15 protein-coding genes and 1 pseudogene are annotated in these 18,121 nt (G+C 57.7%); 8 read left to right on the top strand and 8 right to left on the bottom strand.

Annotated elements, in window-relative coordinates:
* Positions 1-78 precede the first annotated feature (78 nt).
* The 6 genes from BMY45_RS07375 (at position 79) to BMY45_RS07350 (ending at position 4,970) form a co-directional block, all read left to right on the top strand.
* The gene (locus tag BMY45_RS07375; protein ID WP_092396148.1) at positions 79-1,377 is read left to right on the top strand and encodes an NAD(P)/FAD-dependent oxidoreductase; all 1,299 of its coding nucleotides are present in this window, start codon (positions 79-81) and stop codon (positions 1,375-1,377) included.
* 52 nt (positions 1,378-1,429) lie between these two features.
* A complete protein-coding gene (locus tag BMY45_RS07370; protein ID WP_092396146.1) occupies positions 1,430-1,795 on the top strand; it encodes a cupin domain-containing protein in 366 nt (121 codons plus the stop codon).
* A gap of 55 nt (positions 1,796-1,850) precedes the next feature.
* Positions 1,851-2,510, top strand: coding sequence for a helix-turn-helix transcriptional regulator (locus BMY45_RS07365; protein ID WP_092396144.1), 660 nt, complete (start codon positions 1,851-1,853; stop codon positions 2,508-2,510).
* An 85-nt stretch (positions 2,511-2,595) separates the two neighbouring features.
* Positions 2,596-3,417, top strand: a complete 822-nt coding sequence (locus tag BMY45_RS07360; protein ID WP_092396143.1) for a molybdenum cofactor biosynthesis F family protein — start codon at positions 2,596-2,598, stop codon at positions 3,415-3,417.
* Positions 3,410-4,210: an SDR family NAD(P)-dependent oxidoreductase gene (locus tag BMY45_RS07355; RefSeq protein ID WP_092396141.1), complete on the top strand. Its 801-nt coding sequence runs from the start codon at positions 3,410-3,412 to the stop codon at positions 4,208-4,210. Before BMY45_RS07360 ends, BMY45_RS07355 begins: the two co-directional genes overlap by 8 nt.
* Positions 4,203-4,970: an SDR family oxidoreductase gene (locus tag BMY45_RS07350; RefSeq protein ID WP_092396139.1), complete on the top strand. Its 768-nt coding sequence runs from the start codon at positions 4,203-4,205 to the stop codon at positions 4,968-4,970. Before BMY45_RS07355 ends, BMY45_RS07350 begins: the two co-directional genes overlap by 8 nt.
* A 54-nt stretch (positions 4,971-5,024) precedes the next feature.
* On the opposite strand, the gene feaR is transcribed toward BMY45_RS07350, so the two are convergent.
* The 6 genes from feaR to BMY45_RS07320 form a co-directional block, all read right to left on the bottom strand.
* Positions 5,025-5,996: a transcriptional regulator FeaR gene (feaR, locus tag BMY45_RS07345; protein WP_092396137.1), complete on the bottom strand. Its 972-nt coding sequence runs from the start codon at positions 5,994-5,996 to the stop codon at positions 5,025-5,027.
* Between the two features lie 110 nt (positions 5,997-6,106).
* The gene (locus BMY45_RS07340; protein ID WP_092396135.1) at positions 6,107-6,691 is read right to left on the bottom strand and encodes a DUF3156 family protein; all 585 of its coding nucleotides are present in this window, start codon (positions 6,689-6,691) and stop codon (positions 6,107-6,109) included.
* Complete coding sequence (locus tag BMY45_RS07335; protein WP_092396133.1) at positions 6,672-8,171, bottom strand: APC family permease; 1,500 nt, start codon at positions 8,169-8,171, stop codon at positions 6,672-6,674. The genes BMY45_RS07340 and BMY45_RS07335 overlap by 20 nt, the downstream gene beginning before the upstream one ends.
* Positions 8,172-8,582: 411 nt before the next feature.
* Complete coding sequence (locus tag BMY45_RS28530; RefSeq protein WP_092396131.1) at positions 8,583-9,488, bottom strand: methyl-accepting chemotaxis protein; 906 nt, start codon at positions 9,486-9,488, stop codon at positions 8,583-8,585.
* A gap of 147 nt (positions 9,489-9,635) precedes the next feature.
* Positions 9,636-10,592 (bottom strand): p-hydroxyphenylacetate 3-hydroxylase reductase component, encoded by a 957-nt coding sequence (locus tag BMY45_RS07325; protein WP_092396129.1) that lies wholly within the window; start codon positions 10,590-10,592, stop codon positions 9,636-9,638.
* Positions 10,593-10,651: 59 nt separating this feature from the next.
* Positions 10,652-11,821, bottom strand: a complete 1,170-nt coding sequence (locus tag BMY45_RS07320; protein WP_092396127.1) for a p-hydroxyphenylacetate 3-hydroxylase oxygenase component — start codon at positions 11,819-11,821, stop codon at positions 10,652-10,654.
* A gap of 272 nt (positions 11,822-12,093) precedes the next feature.
* On the opposite strand from BMY45_RS07320, the gene BMY45_RS07315 reads away from it, so the two are divergent.
* Positions 12,094-13,581: an aldehyde dehydrogenase family protein gene (locus BMY45_RS07315; protein ID WP_092396125.1), complete on the top strand. Its 1,488-nt coding sequence runs from the start codon at positions 12,094-12,096 to the stop codon at positions 13,579-13,581.
* A 212-nt stretch (positions 13,582-13,793) separates the two neighbouring features.
* Positions 13,794-14,078 (top strand): annotated as a pseudogene (locus BMY45_RS07310) (SDR family NAD(P)-dependent oxidoreductase); the annotation flags it as partial.
* An 8-nt stretch (positions 14,079-14,086) separates the two neighbouring features.
* Here the strand turns inward: BMY45_RS07310 and BMY45_RS07305 are convergent.
* Both BMY45_RS07305 and BMY45_RS07300 read right to left on the bottom strand, forming a co-directional pair.
* Positions 14,087-16,276 (bottom strand): tetratricopeptide repeat protein, encoded by a 2,190-nt coding sequence (locus BMY45_RS07305; RefSeq protein ID WP_177193313.1) that lies wholly within the window; start codon positions 16,274-16,276, stop codon positions 14,087-14,089.
* 128 nt (positions 16,277-16,404) lie between these two features.
* Positions 16,405-18,090, bottom strand: coding sequence for an arylsulfatase (locus BMY45_RS07300; protein ID WP_092396121.1), 1,686 nt, complete (start codon positions 18,088-18,090; stop codon positions 16,405-16,407).
* Between the last annotated feature and the right edge of the window lie 31 nt (positions 18,091-18,121).

The following is an 18,121-nucleotide window of genomic DNA, read 5'->3' as shown; positions in this document are numbered from 1 at the left end:
TTAATACGAGTCATCCCTTACACAGTTTCTCGAAGTCCCCGAGCGCTTGAGTTTTCCTTCACTTTTTCAGGCTGCGCCATGATCAATATCGAAACGCCCACTTATTACACGGCCACCAAGAAATACAACCTCAGTTTCCCGACCCTGGAACAGGATGTGGAAGCCGATGTCGTGATCATTGGCGGTGGTTTTTCCGGCATCAATACCGCGCTTGAGCTCGCCGAAAAAGGCATCACCAATATTGTCGTGCTGGAGGCGCGTTACCTGGGTTTTGGCGGTACTGGCCGCAATGGCGGGCAGATCATGGCCGGCATCGGTCACGACTTGGAGAAGATCAAGAAGGAAGTGGGTGAGGACGGCCTGCGACAGATCTTCGAGATCAGCGACCTGGGCGCGGACATCATCAAGGATCGCATCGCCAAGTACAACATCGACGCCGACTTCTGTCACGGCTACGGCTACATGGGTTTCAACGCTCGCCAGGAAAAGACCCTTCGCGCCTGGGAGAAAGACTTCAAGTCGATCAACACCAAACACGAGATTCGCTTTCTCGGCGGTTCGGACGTCAAGCAAATCATCGGTTCCGATGCTTACAGCAGTGCCCTTTTGCACATGGGTGGCGGTCACGTCCACTCGCTGAATCTGCTGCTCGGCGAGGCCAACGCGCTGGCCAGTCACGGCGTGCGGATTTACGAGAACAGTCCAGCCCTGGAAGTCAGTTATGGCGAGCGCATCACCGTGCGCACCGGCCGTGGCTCGGTCAAGGCCAGCAAGCTGCTGTGGGCCTGTGACAGTTTCCTAAACAAGCTGGAACCTGAGTTGCATCGATCGACCATCAACACCTACGCGTTCCAGATGATGACCGAGCCACTGTCGGACGAGTTGATCCAGCGCATCAGCCCGATTCGTGGTGCCTACAGCGATATCCGCCCGGTGATCGACTACTACCGCGTCACTAACGAAAACCGTCTGCTGTTTGGTTCGGCCACCCCTTTGGTCGAACATATTCCCCTGGACCTGAAGGCCTGGAATCGCCGCCAGATGCTGAAAATATTCCCCTACCTCAAGGACGTGAAAATCGACCTGGCCTGGGGCGGTCCAATGGCCTGCAGCCCGAACCTGTTCCCGCAAATCGGCACCCTACCCGGTCGCAGTAACGCCTTCTTTGTCCAAGGCTATTCAGGCTTCGGCGTGACCCCAAGTCACATTATCTGCAAGGTGTTGGCGGAGGGGATGAGTGAAGGTTCGGCGCGCTATGACCTGGTCAGCTCGATCCACCGTCCAACCATCCTAGGCAAAGATGCGTTTCGCCCACTGTTGCTGACCGCCGGCAAGTCCTGGCACCAGCTATCGGGTTACTGGAACGGGCGCCGGTAACGGCCGAGGCGCTCTTCCCCTTCCTCTTTTTTACTCATCAGGAGCAACTGCCATGACCCTTGTTACCCTCAAGAAAGACATCCAGCTGTCCGAACTGGACGCCTGGGGTACCGTCGCCGACCTCGGCTCGGAAATCCTCGAAGGTGAAGTCAAAGCCTTCGGTAAAATGACCTTCGGCGCACCGACCGACCCGGTCAGCAGTGCCTACTTCGGCACCACCCAAGGAAAATTCCGGATGGTCTATCCGTTCGCCGAACAAGCCACCGTGGTCACCGGCGAAGTGGTCCTGACCGACGAATCCACCGGCCAGAGCACTCGCTACAAGGCCGGCGACAGCTGGTTCGTGACCAAGGGCACGCCTGTTCTCTGGGAAGTCGTCAGTGAAAGCTTTGTAAAACATTATTTCGCTGTCGTCTGATCGATCCTGGCTGCCGACTCCTACCGGCAGCCTTTTCTGGCGAAGGTTACTGACCATGAACGCCATACCCCCCCAGGACGTCGCCGTCCATTGCCTGCAGGCTTTCACTCAACTCGTTCCTGCCAGTCAGGCGGCGTTCTACTGTGTCGACCGGCAACTGCAAGCCCGTGATTTCCACTTGCATTGCATGAGCACTGAGATGCATCGCGACTACCTGGACAACTACTATCAGTTCGACCCGCTGCAACCACGCAACTGCCTGTCCAGCGGGCTGGCTGTGGTGCCGCTGGGCCTGGCCATGGCCCGACAGCCGACTCGGGACAGTCGGCGCTATCGAGATTTTCTGCAGCGCTACGGCGTCGTCGATGTGGTGGAGATCCTCGCTCATCGCGCCGGCCAGCCTCAGGCCGCCATCTCATTGCTGCGCACCGCCGAACAAGGCACCTTCACCACCGATCAGCTGGCCCAGCTCAATGCCTTGCAGTCTCTGCTGCAACTGGCCGTGGCGAACATGCCGCCCTGCGAAGATCCGCTGATCGGCCTGACGCCCAAGGAGCGGCAGATTGCCTTGTTGTTGCGCCAGGGCGCCAGCAACAAGCAATTGGCCCGTGAATTGGAAGTCGGTCTGCCAACCATCAAGACCCACCTGATCAACCTGTTTCGCAAGACCGGCGTCAGCAGCCGCACCGAGTTGGTAGGAACGCTGTTTCTCTAACCCGGTTCAACCATCCGGTTGATAGGCGAGCTTGTCTGCGAACCGCATGCTCCAAGTTGTTATTTCATACAACCGGAGCATTGCAATGACGACATCATCCGACTGGATCACCGTTGGCGCCCTGGCCGATGGCTTTGCCCCAGAAGCCTTCATTCTGCCGAACCTGGCCGACCTGAACGGCAAGACCTTCACGCTGTACTTCGTCAATGGCTGGCAGATCGAGCATCGTTTCGACACCGCAACGGTGTCTTGGACCACTGCCGACGGCCACTCCAACGGCGCCGCGGTGTATCGGGCAACTTCGGTGCGCCCCGGTCTGTACCTGGTGGATTTCATCAAGCGCGAAGGCGCTCAAGACTGGTCGGTGAGTCTGGTACTCGACACCGCCAGCGCTGCGTTCACCGCCGTGATCGGTCGCATGCCGACCCAGGAGCAAACTCGTGAAGGCCTCTACAGCCGTGCGCTGGCCGGCAAGAACCTGACCTCGGTCGAGGTGGATTTCCTGCATGGCAGCCTCGATCGTCCGTGGCAGGAAGGCCAATGCCCTCACGCACCAACAAGCGAACTGATCGGCCTGCGCAACCTGTATCGCTACAGTCCGAGCGAAGTCTACGAGCACATCTACCTCAACGATCAATTCTATTCCTGGCAGTGTCTGAAGGGTGTAGAGCAAGGCCTGTGCGACACCGACCGTTGCCACTACTACAAGATCGCCGATCAGCTGTACCTGTTCGTCTGGCGCGAGAAGATCATTCCGACCCTCGGTGTGCTGCTGATCGACATGCAACAGCACCGCAGCGACGGCAAGATTTTCGGTTATGCCGAGTCGTCCTTCGATGAGCTGTCGAACTTTCCGGTCGCCTCTTACTGCCAGGTTCTCAACCAGACGGAATATCCCCATGACTGAGCCACGTATCGTTGCAATCACCGGAGCCGGGACTGGCATCGGTGCCGCCTGCGCTCGGCTGTACGCAGCCGAAGGCGCCAATCTGGTGCTGATCGGCCGCCGCCGCGAGCCTCTGGAGCAGATCGCCCGGGAAACCGGAGGTCTGGTCCTGGTCGGTGATGCCGCTTGTCCGGACACTTGGGAAGGTTTCGTCGCACAGATTCGTCAGCGTTATGGTCGGCTCGATGTGCTGTTGGCCTGTGCCGGTGGTCATGGTCTGGGCAGCGTCACTCAGACCAGCCCGAAGACCTGGGAAGCGGCGCTGCGCAGCAACCTGAACAGCGCTTTCTACAGTGCCCGGGCCTGTCTGCCGCTGCTGCTGGAAAGTACTGGCATCATCGTGCTGATCGGTTCCGTTGCCTCACTGGTGGCAGGGCCTGAAGTCTGCGGCTACACCACGGCCAAGCATGCGCTGCTCGGTCTCAACCGCTCACTGGCCAGAGATTACGGTCCGCAGGGCGTGCGGGTGAACGCCATCTGCCCGGGCTGGGTACGCACGCCCATGGCCGATCAGGAGATGCAGCCGCTGATGGATTTTTATGGCGAAACGCTGCAGCAAGCCTATGACCGAGTCTGCGCCGACGTGCCATTGCGCCGACCGGCCAGTGCCGAAGAAATAGCCAGGGTGTGTCGCTTCCTGGCGTCCAGCGAGGCTTCAATCATCACCGGCGCAACCCTGGTGGCCGACGGCGGATCGAGCATCGTCGATGTGCCAACCCTGGCCTATACCCATATGGAGCAACCTCATGTCTGAAAACCTGGACTTCAGCGGTAAAACCGTACTGGTGACCGGCGGGGCCCAGGGTATTGGCCGTGCGATCGTCGAAGCCTTCGCCTTGCGCGGCGCACGCGTGGTGATCGCTGACCTGCAACTGCCCCAGGCTCAGGCGCTGGCCGCCGAGTTGTCCGGGCAGGCATGTCAGGTCGAAGCGGTGCCCGTCGACCTGGTCGAGTCCACGGTGGTGTTCGAACTGGTTCAGAGTCTGGAGCAGCGTATGGGTCGGTTGGATATCCTAGTGCACAACGCCGGGTACTTTCCGCTGACGCCCTTCGCCGAGATCACCCCATCCATTCTCGACCGTACCCTGGCCGTCAATCTCTCGGCACTGTTCTGGCTGACTCAAGCAGCCTTGCCGATGTTCCGTCGTCAGGGTCAGGGTTGCGTGCTGGCGACCTCATCGGTCACTGGTCCACGGGTGGCCTACCCGGGGCTGAGTCACTATGCGGCGTCCAAGGCAGGGGTCAACGGTTTCATTCGCAATGCCGCACTGGAGCTGGCTGGCTACAACGTGCGGGTCAATGGCGTTGAACCCGGCATGATCGCGACGCCGGCCCTGGGCAACCTGGGTGGCGATCAGGTCACCGACAATATCGCCAGCCGTGTGCCTTTGGGACGATTAGGCGTTGCGTCCGATATCGCCGGAGCCATGCTGTTTCTGGCGTCGGATCTGGCGAGCTACATTACTGGACAGACGCTGGTGGTCGATGGGGGGTCGACCTTGCCAGAGGTTTGATAACGCTTGTCCATACAGAAAAGGGGGCGATGAAAAGCTCCTTTTTTCGTCCATTCAAATACTAACGCCCCCCTCCACCGTTTGCTGCAAATGACAGGAACGAAAATCCTTAGGGGATAGCTCGAACTGCTTCTTGAACGAGCGGCTGAAATGCGCCGAATCGGTGAACCCCCACTTGTACGCAATCGAGGTGATCGATTCGGTCCTCAGGAACGGGTTGGTCAGGTCATCGGCGCTGCGTTTGAGCCGCGCCCGTTGAATGTAGCGGCATACGCTATCGTCCTGCTCTTCGAACAACCGATACAAATGCCGCACTGAAATATTCAGTCGACTCGCCAGGCCCACCGGGCTCAGGCCGGGCTGAGTCAGGGATTCATCGATGACTTTCTGCACATAGCTGCGTAGGTTATTGCCCTGCAACGAGGCACTGTCATCCCGTGAGTCAGAGACCTGCTCGAATGCCGAGCCTAGCAGCGAAACAAAAGCACACTGCAGGGCCTCGCCCTCGCCCGCGGCGCCGTCACCTTCCAAGCTGTCTTTGCACAGCTGATCCATCAGCACGTGCAACATCCGCCCACAGGCCTTGCTCGAGGAAATCTTGCCGAAGGTCCTGGGCTGGCTGCCGAGCTGCTTGCACACGTCATTGCGAGACAATGACAGGGAAGCATGTTCGATCAGGCCAAAGGGGGTGATTTCGATTGAGCCCGCCGAATCCATCAGCAACAAATCCCCTGGGGCAAGCTGGATGCTCAGGCCATTCTGAGTAATCTGGGCGTATCCGCTGCGCTGGCTGACCAGGAAACAATGCTGATCGTCGTCGTGATCAGGGTTGTTCCTTGAGCGCTTGATGAGGCCCGCATTGGTGCGCAGGTTGGCCAGCGGCAGACCGCCTCGGGAGAACTTGGACACCTCACCGATGAACAGCGCGCGGTTGAAGGCGAGTTCTGTGTCGAAGTGACCGCAAACAGCTCGCAGATCCCGGGTCCAGGTTTCCAGCCCGCCTTGCACAATCTGTTGGACGCTCATGGGTATCTCCACAATGGCTTTTTGTTTTTGTAGCGCAATAGTTAACATGTTATCTATATGTGCGCAACAAGTACTGGTTGCCGTATGTGAAAGCACTAATGATGCCAACCTCAAAGCGCGCGCAGTACTCGCTGCAAACCACTCAAGGCACCGAGCAGCCAATCGCGCTGCTCACGGTTCAAGGCGATGTAGCGACGAAAAGCCGGCATCCGGTTGACCACTTCACTCCCGCCCATATGCTCCAGCCGCAAGCACCATTGACGCGCTTGTAGATCGATACGCAAGCGTTTGAAATCCAGCGGCATCAGAGCCTGCTGCAGCCCACTGTCCGCCTCTAATCCTGCTTGCAGACCGGCCAACAGTGCCGCGTCTCCAACACGTTGCCGACAGCGGATTCCAGTCCGTCGAACCGACCCGGTATGGTGCAGTTCGAAGCTCGCCACGCCCTCTCTTGTAGCAGGCACCCGCAGCACGAATTCAGTCATGACCAGGTGCATCAACAGTTGCGACTCGGTGCGCTCGACGATCTCCAATTGCAGGCCGCCATCATCCAGCGAAACGCGGGCCGCTGTCGGCGCTGTCTGCTCGAAACTGGCCAAACCGAGGTTGCGCCGAAGGTGCTCGAGCGTCACCCCCGGTCGGTAACCAGCCGGGGCGCGCCTGGGACTGAACAGCTCAGACAGTTTTTGCAGCATGGTCGATATACCCGTTGTGAGGGTGTCCTGGCTCATTCGCGAATTCCTTGGCCAACACTTCTTCCACCGAAGCCGGTTTGAACGGATTGACCTTCTGCACGACCAGCGTCCAGAACAGCGCGTACAGCGCGGTGCCACCAAGCATGACCGCGAACGGGACATAGATGTCTGCAGGGCTCATGCCGGGCGGCGTGATGAACCACATGCCCAACAGGATGCCGATACTGGAGACAACCTGCGGCAGCGGGAAGAACGGCGAACGATAGGCCCGTGGCAGATCGGGACGGCGGATCCGCAGAATCACCACTGACAGCGTCACCAGCAGATAAGCGAAACTCCAGGCACAGACGGCCGCCAGAACCAGAGGCATGATGTTGTCGGCGTTGCCGCCCAGATACAGTGCATGCAGACAAGGAATCAGCATCACTACCAGAATGCACAGAATCGGCGTCTTGAAGCGCGGGTGCAGGTAGGTGAATACTTTGGGCAACGCGCCGTCAACCGCCATGCCGTAGAGAATCCGTGGCACCCCGGCCATTAGTGTATTGATGGTCGCCGCACCGGCAAACAGAAAGCCGATTCCCAGCCACATCGGACCAATGTCGCCCATCACCTGCTCAGCGAACTTTGGAATGGCCATCGGCGTATCGAGCAGATGCGCGCCGCTGGCGGTATCGAGCAACACGTTCTCCACCTGACGTTTCATCGCCGCGCCGTAGATGAACATGCACGTCGCCACGCTCAACAAACCGAGAATCATCGCCTTGGGCATAACCTTGGCCGAATTGCGCAGGTCCGGAGCCAGCGGGGTAACGAACTCGCAACCGACGAACATGAACATGGCCATGCCCACCAGCGACAGGATGGTAATCAGGTCAGTCCCGACCATCGACTCCCCGAACCAGCCATCCAGTTGCACGGCGGGTGCGGCAATCAAACCCAATACTCCAAACACCATCAAGGTGGTCCACATACCGAAGGTGAGGATGATCTCGGCCCTGCCGAAAGCACTGACGCCGAAGGCATTGAGAACCCCGAATACGACGACGAAGCCCACCCCCAGCAACCATGAACCGCCGGCCGATTCGGCCAGGGTATTGAGGTGCTCGAAGTTCACCAGCGCCATGACTCCGGAAAGAATGGTTTCCGCGGTTCCAGCGAACACATGGACAATCAGGTAGGCCGACAACGTACCGGTGATCGCAAAGAAACGGCCCATGCCGCAATTGATGTAATCGTAGACCGAACCAGTGGTCGGCAGGATCGACGCCGCTTCAGCGAAGGTGGTCGCCTGAGCCAGCATCATCACCACGGCGATCAACATGGCCACGGCGAAGGCACTGCCGCCGATGCCGAACCCCATGGTCGCAGTGAGAATCACCGGGCTGGCCATGATCAGACCAATGGTGCTGGCGAGCGCAGTGGGGAAACCTACCGTACCCCGGTTCAAATGCTCGGTGAGTCTGTCATTGATCGACATAGTGCAGATCCTCGAAAGCGGATTTTTATAATGGATGTAGCGATCCGCTCAAGGAACTGGCGATAACGCCCTCCCCAGCCAGTCCCTGATCGAAACGCCGCCGTATACAGAGTCACTTTGCGCCTCTGCCGCCCTGATCGTCTTGCCCGTGTCTGCCGCCGGTTTTGTTGCTGTCTGCCAAGGTCCACTGCTTGGCCCACAAGATCAATTATAGGGTACGCAGGTGAAAAATTTCCCCCGGCCCCAGGCGTCCCAAGGGGTGCTCAATCTAATCACTGTCCAACCATGCTGGGAAAAAACAACGGCGGCAACCAGGTCGCGGCGATGGCACCAACCTTTACAGCCAACTGAGAGTGGCCGCCCTTTTCCGATCCAGTTCAGAACCTGCCTTTTGCAACTCCTGAAACCGGGTTACTGCTTGTGCTGGTGCAACATCGTCTGAATCTTATGAGTCGCCTGGCGGGTATTTTCTGCCAGTTTGCGCACTTCATCGGCCACCACTGAAAACCCGCGCCCGACCTCTCCCGCCCTGGCTGCTTCGATCGCGGCGTTCAAAGCCAATAGATTGGTCTGGTCGGCGATGCCCTTGATGACTCCCACTACCGTCGCAATCTGGCCGTAGGTAGCCTGATTTTGTTCAAGCATTTGTTGATGGGTGGCCTTGGCTGAACGCTCATCGCTGATGTCGCGTACCGCGCCGATCACACGGACTAAACGCCCCTGTGCATCACGGACCGCACGACCTCTCTCGCGACACCAGATATAGTCACGGGTCTTGTGACGCATCCGATATTCAATGACGTACTCGCCGCTGCCGTGGATGGCGAGGACTTCCTGATTGAAGATCGCCATGATCGCCGGCAGATCGTCAGGATGAGTAATGCTGACCTGAGCATCCCAGCCGTCGTGCAGCTCATGCAGGGCGTAGCCCATGAGGATGCGAAACTGATTAGAAAACCGCATACAGCTGGCTGGATCCTGCACATCGCCGTTGACCACGGTGATGTCCCAGCAGCCTTCGGTCAGTGTCGACTGCAGCAATTCCCAGATCTGTTCCTCCTGCCGATGCTGGCGGGATAGCTGCACGTGCCGGCCTAACTCGACTTCGAGCGTCTGCTCGCGGCTCCGGGCCTGTTCCAACTGCTGGCGAAGGGTTTCAAGCGTCTGCTCGCTTCGCTCCAATTGGCCGGCCTGGTTGTTGGCCAGGTCCTCGGCCGCTCGCAATCGCTGCTCGATCAGGGCTTTTTCTTGCGTGAGTTGTTCCAGCTGCACGGATTCAGCGAGCGCCTGTAGCCGTTTATGTTTCTTGAAGAACATCAGCCTGTCCTTTGTTCGTCGAGTCGAAACACTGGATCTGATAGCAAACTGAAGGTGATTGCTTGTACGAGGCTGCTGAGGCGTTTGCTCCTGCCTGCCATCAATAAAAACGGCGCCCGAAGGCGCCATAAGAAATTTGATTGGAGATCAGCAGCTACTGATCAGTCTCTTCAACACCGTCTTGAAGGTATCGATCTGTTCTTCACTGAAATCGGAAAACACCTTGTCCTGCTGCTCTCGAGCGATGGCCCACAGGCCTTCGGTCTGCTCGATACCGGCGGCGGTCAGACGCACGCGGCTGTCATCGTCGCTGACCAACCCTTTGCGCTTGAGGTTGGCCACCGCCTCATCGATTTCCCGCACTGGCATCGCCACTTCCCGCAACAGATCGTTCAGGCTCAGACCGGCGTCACTCTCCAACACCATCAACATCCGCGCCTCGCTCGTGCGCAGCCCGGTGGACAGTTGCCGTGGCTGGTAGCTGGACTGGTAAGCCCGTACCGCCTGGGTCATCAGGTAGTACAGATTGTGGCTGAGGCGCCCCTGGAAATGGCTGCTCGGAGGCTGGCTTTCATCGCGTTTGGTCATGCGGGTATGGGGCAGCACCATGGAGTAGGCACCTTGGTGATAGAGCAACGGCGAGCGGCCGAAGTCGTCGAAGGCCACCACCTTGCCGATAATGATCCAGTGATCGCCACCGTCCACTTGCTGGTACTTCTCACAGTGAAAACGCGCCGCGCAATCAGTGAATACCGGCGCGCCGCCTTCGCCAGGTTCGAACTCGATGTCGGCGAAGCGATCTTCCTTGGGGCGGGCGAAATTGTTGGAAAGGTCGATCTGGTCCGCCGCCAGTACATTGACCGCAAAATGGCTGGCCTCTTTGAACACCTCGTGGCTGTTGGAACGCTTGTCGATGCTCCACAGTACCAGAGGCGGATCGAGAGAAACGGAGTTGAAACTGTTGGCGGTTACCCCGGCTTTGCGCCCGGATGCGGTGGCGGCGGTCACCACGGTCACGCCGGTGGCGAAATTGCCCAGAGCCCGACGAAAGGCCCGCGGGTCGAAGGTCGTTTCAGTGGCTGCACAAACGCTGTTATCAGACATGCAAGACTCCCGGACTGCTTTGAGAAGCAATCCTGATTGTTGTTATGGACGGTCCGGGCTCAGATCATGCTCGGATCGGGTTCCAGGCCCATCAGCTCGCGGCCGAGGATTTGAGCGCAGACGTCGTAGTCGGTGTAGGCATGGGCCCCGGTCATGTGTGAGTCGCGGAACAGGCGCTGCATCTCGTTGTGCTCGAACCAGGCGTTACCACCGGCAGCCTCGAAAAGACGGTCCACCGCCTGGATGCACATCTTGGTGGCGTAGGCTTGATTGGTGCGCCAGAACGCCAGGGTTTCGCGGCTTGGATAACGCTGCTGTTCACTATGTTCGGCGTGCTCTTCCCAGGTTTTCTCGAGAAAGGCTCGGGCTGCTGCCACCTGATGAGTTGACTCGGCCAGGCGCATCAACGCCGGGGTCGCAGCACCGACTGCAGCACCGGTGTAGGCACGCACGCGGGATTTGGTTTTTTCTCGGAACACCTCCAGCATTCGCTCGGCAACACCCAGGCTCACGGTGGAAAAACCGCTGGCGAAGTAAGGACGATACGGCGAGTAGAAGATCTTACTGTCCGGGTACAGACCGAAACCGGCGGACTTGCCCTCCATCATGTCCTTGGCTTTCTGGATACGGTGTTCCGGTACAAATACATTGTCGATGATCAAGGTCTTGGTGCCGCTACCCTTCATGCCGGCGGCGAACCAGTCGTCACGGATCTGATAGTCGCTGCGCGGCAGCACCGCGAAGCAGTAGTCCTGGGTACCCTCGGCATTTTTTCGGCGGAAGCCTACAATCGCCCACTCGGCATGGTCGCAGCCGCTGCTCCAACCCATTTCACCGCTGAACAGCACACCGCCGTCGGTCTCTTCGGTACGACCAAAAGGGGCGATGCTGCTGCTGGCGGTGGCATTCGGGTCAGCGCCCCAGACTTCTTGCTGCAGCTCGGCCGAGAACATTGCCAGTTGATGGCTGTGAGTGCAGAGCAGACTCATGGCCCAAGCGGTACTGGCACAGGACCCGGCGAGCAAGGCAATGCAGTCGGCAAATTGAGGCAGCGATATTTCCATGCCACCGAACTTCTTCGGCTGAAAGGCTCTGTGCATGCCGATGCCTTTGAGAAGCGCAATGTTCTCGTCGGGGACCTTGCGGTCCTGCTCGGCCTGAAAGGCATTGGCAGCGATGGTCGGCAGAATGGACTTGAGGTCTTCGAGGAGCGGGTTTGGCTTTTTCATGGACGGCCCTACTTATTATTGGTTGTCCGGCCGGCGCCCCGATTAGAGGCGCCGCGCTGGATACAGGGCCAGTATGGAACCCGTCACTGCGATAGAAAATGCACCTTCCAGAGCCAAGATTGTACTTTTCAAAGGCAACAACCCAATCATTCCGCCTACACTTGAAGCCGTTCTGGCACCCACGGGCATGTAGCACGGCAGGCACAGTCAAGCCCCCCGTCCCCACGGATTAACCTCGGTTTTTTCTCTTGTTCGTGATCAGGAAAACGTCCATGAGTGATATTGCGCTGCTGCCTCAAGTTGAAGCCTTCCTCCGTCGAAGCCATGCATTGTTTATCGACGGTGGCTACGTCCAGAGCCGCTCCAGCCAGACACTGGAAGTGATCGACCCCGCCACTGGCAAGGTCATTGCCCAGGTCGCCAACGCCGATCCAGCCGATATCGACGCGGCGGTGGAATCAGCGGAGCGTGGCTTCAAACAATGGTCCCAGGCCACACCGGCGACGCGGGGCAATGTGCTGCTGAAACTGGCGGACTTGCTGGAACGCAACCGCGAAGAACTGGCACAGATCGAAACCTGCCAATCGGGCAAGATCATTCAGATTTCCAGGGCTTTCGAAGTTGATCAGGCCGCTCACTTCCTGCGTTATTACGCTGGCTGGGCGACCAAGATCAGCGGTCAGACCATCACCCCGTCATTGCCCTCCTTTGCCGGCGAACGCTATACCGCCTTCACCCTGCGCGAACCCGTCGGGGTGGTAGTCGGCATCGTGCCGTGGAATTTCTCGACCATGATCGCCATCTGGAAACTCGCCTCGGCGCTCGTAACCGGGTGCAGCATCATCATCAAACCCAGCGAATTCACCCCGCTGAGAATTCTTCGAATCGCAGAATTGGCCATTGAAGCCGGCCTCCCGGCCGGCGCATTGAACGTTTTGACTGGCGGTGGGCTGGTGGGCAAAGGGTTGATCGAGCACCCCGGTACCGACAAAGTCTCGTTCACTGGCTCGGTGCCGACCGGCATCGCTGTCGGTCGCAGTGCCATGGGCGCCGGGTTGACACGAGCCACCCTGGAACTGGGCGGCAAAAACTCGGCGGGGTTCCTGCGCGATGTCGATCTGGACGAGGCAGTCAACGGCATCATCGAAGCCGGCTTCCTGCACTCTGGACAAATCTGTGCCGCTGCCGAGCACTTCTTCGCCCATCGCTCGCAGATCGAGCCGATCATGGACAAGTTGGCCCGACGCCTGAGCAAGTTGAACATCGGCTCGCCCCTGGATGAACGCACCGAGTTCGGCCCGGTCACCAACCGCCAGCATCAACTCAAGCTCGAAGGTTTTTTCGCCAAGGCCCGTGCCGAAAACAACACCATCGTCCACGGCGGCAAGCTGATCGACCGCCCCGGCTGTTACGTCGAACCGACAGTAATCCTCGCCAACACCATCGACGACACTCTGCTCAACGAGGAGACTTTCGGCCCGATTGCCACTTTCTTCCCCTACGACACCGAAGAAGAACTACTGGAACTGATGAACAATACGCCCTACGGCCTGAGTGCCAGCCTCTGGACCAATGACCTGGGCAAAGCCCTGCGCATGGTGCCCGCGATCGAGGCCGGTACTGTGTGGGTGAACATGCACACTATGCTTGATCCAGCGGTGCCGTTCGGCGGTAGCAAGTCTTCGGGGGTGGGACGGGAGTTTGGCAGTGCCTTTATCGATGATTACACCGAGCTCAAGTCGGTTATGATTCGTTCCTGATAGTGGTTGCACCGTGTTCGCTTATCAATCCCGAGCCTGTCTATGCCGGGGACTTGATTGAGCAGACCATGATCCTGCGCTCCAAGGAGGCGATGAAGGGATGAGAAAAGAGAACGATCTATCTGAGGGAACATTAGAGGAAATATCAGCGTCCGGCTAAGTTACCTGCAGAACTCCACCATCGCCCTTAATACTGGAGTGCGGTAGGTGACTTAGCCGGACGCCTACAGCGCTTCGACTTCCTCGTCAACAATGCAGGCAATGGCATCTTCACGAACTTTATTGACGCGACCGAAGACCAATTTGCCTCACTTGTCGCCACGCACCTTCGCGGCCCGATTTTCCTGACTCGGAAGCTGTTACCGCGCCTCCAAGACGGTGGTCGTATCCTGAACGTTTCGTCCGGATTTGTACGTTTCACATTGCCGAGGTACAGCGTTTACGCGGCGGTCAAGGCCGCAGTTGAAGTGCTCACCCGTTACAGGGCCATAGAACTACTGAACGTTCATTGTCCACGGGACTTTATCGCATCGGATAGCCGCCGACATCTCATATCGTTAGAACCTTCGCAATATTTAAGCGCATCATCCAACTCGTTATTTTGCGCACTCAGGTAAGCTAGCGTGTAGCGCAGATCCTGATTAGCGGGATCCTGCTCCAAACCTCTTAACAATGAGATTTTCGCCTCCTTCTGACGCCCCATCCGGCTCAAAAGCAGACCGAGGTTGTAATGCGCTCGTGGAGTGTCAACACGCTGCAGCCATTCTATCGCCTCCGGAGCATTACCCTGCTGTGCGAGCAAAAGCCCAAGCGTTAAGACAAGCTCCTGCTGCTGGGGCTGTAACGCCAGTCCTGCGCGAAGTAACTGTTCAGCTTCAACGGTCTGACCTTGAATGACCAGTAGACGCACAAGACCCGTACGGGCCGGTACGAAACGTGCGTCCTGCACAAGAGCCTGGCGGTAGTTGTGCTTTGCGTCTTCAGGTCGATGCAGACGCTCCTGCAGTATCGCCAAGTTCACTCTTGTCACAGGCAGATCAGCGTCGCGCGCCAAGCGCTGCTCATGGTCGGCGAGCTGAGAGGAAAGCAGGTCCTGTAACGGCGGCTGCAAGCCAGTATTGTAATAGTCGGCGAGCCCCCGAGCCGCCTGATCACGGACCGCCAGGATCGGATCACGCAACAATGGCAGCAGATACTCCAAACGCTGTGTGGGTGAATGCGCCTCCACACTACGTGCTGCTTGCAGCCGAACCTCTGGACTGTCGTCTTTTAGTGCTTCGATAAAACTGCGATCTAAAGCCGAGCCGTAACTTGCGCCAAGCTCAACCGCGGTAGCCCGGACGATGGCAGGCTGCGTAGTGTCGGTGATGAGCTTCGCTAATTGAGGGAGGACCTCAGGATCGTTGCGACGAGCTGCAGCGAAGACTTCGCCGTAGTGCTTAACAAGGGGAGGTCGGAAATTCCATCCTGCAAGCGCTTGTGCCGCCCAGGCCGGGGTTTCTCCTTTATGACAGCCAGTACAAGCGTCGGGCGATCCGGTCTGTGCATCCAAATCCGGGCGAGGTATGCGCAAAGCGTGGTCGCGTCGCTCATCTACACCCATATAAGTACGAGTCGGCATATGGCAGTTGACGCACTGCGCGCCTTGAGAGCCAGGCACGTGATGATGATGTGCTGGATTATCGTAATTTTTAGGTATCAGACTGGGAAATAGTGGATTGCCTGCCGGATTGTGGCATGCCTTGCAAAGGTCGTTGCCTTCAGCACGCAGCTTCGTTGTGTGGGGCTCATGGCAATTGCTGCAGGTCACGCCTTTGTTAAACATTTTGCTCTGAGTGAATGAGCCATACTCAAAGACTTCATCGAGGATTTGCCCATCGGCGTGATAGAGCCCTGCTGAAAGCACCGCTGGGCGCATTGCATCAAGCAGTGGTTTGCCGGGCTGACCACCATTACCAAGGGGTTGGCGACGGCTATGGCAGCGAGCGCATTGCTCAACCAGATAACCTTTCTGAGGGTTATGGAAGTCGACGGCGAGCCCTTTCTCATCCGAGCCGGAACGCTCAGTTTCTTGGGCGCTCTTTTTTGCCCAGTCGATATGCCGTTGACCTGGGCCATGGCAGCTTTGGCACCCTACCGCCATTTCGCTCCAGGTAGTCTGGTAGGTATCCGCAGCAGCATCGTAACCTTTGCGCAAATTGCCAGAATGACAGTCTGCACACATGGCGTTCCAATTCTGGTAGCGACCCGTCCAGTGCAGTGCGTCATTGGGGCTGAACCGTTGCCCAGGATACAGTGAAAACCATCGCTGCCCGCCCGCCATCTGCGGACGACTATCCCAGGCTACGGTCAGACTCTGCAAGCGCCCACCGGGGCGCTCTATCAAGTATTGTTGCAGTGGATAGAAACCAAAAGTGTACGCGATCACAAAGTCGGTGAGTTTACCCTGCTCGTCCCCAGCATTAACGTAAAAGCGGTCACCACGCCTGAAAAACCGAAGTTCAATGCCGTTGCCATCATTGAAAATGACATCATTAAAGTCACCTGAAACGTTACCCTCACGAGCTTCCCGCAGGGACCAACTGTGATGGGAACCTGCCCATGCATTTGCCTCAGCCTGATGACAGCCGGAGCAACTCTCTTGAGCGACATAACCATCCGAAAAGGCTTGTGCGGGAGGAGACGAAGCTGCCATACCGGGCGTCGACAACAAAATTTGCAACAAGCACAAGCATTTTAGAACGGCCCGGTAAGGCATTGATCAATCTCTTATCGAGTAGAAGCCGCGAAGATCCTCCGCCACTGGTTCCGCTTAGGCGTAAATCAATAGCCGCTGACCTGATCCGGCAGGACCACTTGATTTTGCTGCGCGTACTGGTCCCACGTCTTTTTTAGTTCTGCCACTCTAGCTGGCTCTTTCGCGCTGAGATCGTGCGCCTCAGCCAGATCCGTATGAAGGTTGAACAACTGCCACTCACCATTACCCCATGGCTTGGGCATATGCACCAGCTTCCAGTCGCCTTTACGTACGAAGCGCTTACCGAACAATTCACCGGCCTCCGTTCGCTCAGCCACATTCTGCCCCTTGAGCAGCGGTATGATCGAGGTCCCCGTCATCGGTGCAACTTCACGGCCGTGGTACTGCACTCCAGGACGTTTGACACCTGCCAGCTCTAACAATGTTGGCGCGAAATCTTTGACGCTGACCAGCTTGTCGAGCTTTTTACCGTGCGATTCAATACCCGGAATGCGGATGATACCCGCAGTACGGGTGCCTCCCTCGGTCGGAAAACCTTTAAAAAGGCTAAAGGTCGGGGATGACACACGAGCCCAGTTAGGACCAAGGAATGTGTAGGAACCAGGCTTACCCATGCGTTCGAAACTGAAGTCGTTAGTCTCGTCGATTACCTTGCGGATCTTTGGAAATTTGTCGCCTGGCCATGTATCGTCCAGGTCGTGGCCTTCCGCGCCGTTATCAGAAATGAAGATAACGACCGTATTGTCGTACAGACCATTTTTGCGCAGATAGTCGAAGACACGCCCCGTGTTTACGTCCATTTGATCCACCATCGCCGCATAGATTTCCATTGCACGGGCTTCACGCTTACGTTCTTCGTCGGTGAGGCTATTCCATGGCCGACCTTTAGGGGAACGGGCTGCCGGTTCGGCACCCGCCGGCACCAGACCCAAGGCTTTTTGCTTACTCAGCCTGGCTTCGAGCAATGCATCATAACCAGCGTCGTAGCGACCTCGATATTTGGCCACAGCCTCATCTGGCGCTTGCAACGGCCAATGCGGCGCAGTGAAGGCCATCATGCCGAAGAATGGACGCCCACTGTCCTTATCTGCGGCTATATAGTCGATCATCCTATCCGCGTAGTACTGGCTGGAATAGGTAAATTGCGCGGGCAATGTTTTAAGTATTTTGCCGTCCTCCGCGTAGGGTGCCCTAGCTTCCGGCGTAGGTGCATAGGCAGGCTTCATGTCCGGGAAGTGACTGGCACCACCGCTAAGCATACTGAAGGAATGCTCAAAGCCGCGCTGGTTCGGAGTGGTTTGCTCAGTACTTCCAAGATGCCATTTACCTGCCAGGTACGTGTCATAGCCTGAATCGCGCAATAGGGAGGCGATCGTGACTGCCCGATCATTCAGATACCCTTCGTAACCCTTTTTGCCTTCCTGGTTAGGTGCTGTTTCTTCAGCCATATTGCCCAAGCCGACCTGATGGGGGTCCGCCCCGGTCAGCAGCGCGGCACGGGTTGGAGAGCAGGCAGGCATAGCCTGGAAGTTGGTCAGTTGCACCCCGGACGCTGCCAGGGAATCAAGGTTCGGGGTTTCTATCTCACCTCCGAAACTACCAAGATCGGAGTAGCCCATGTCATCGGCAACGACAACTAGAATATTTGGCTTGGTAGGGTCGCTGGAGGCGGCCAGCGCGCACGAGACGCTGAGTGAAGCAGCTATACCGACTGTCGCAGCCAGCGCGGAGCGAAAAAAGGGAGCACGCATCGGATATATCCTATTCGTAATGTCTTTATGG

The organism is Pseudomonas sp. NFACC39-1 (assembly GCF_900110355.1).
GTDB lineage: Bacteria > Pseudomonadota > Gammaproteobacteria > Pseudomonadales > Pseudomonadaceae > Aquipseudomonas > Aquipseudomonas tehranensis.
The sequence above is the reverse complement of the archived record's forward strand: the minus strand, read 5'-3'. Positions and strand labels throughout refer to the sequence as shown.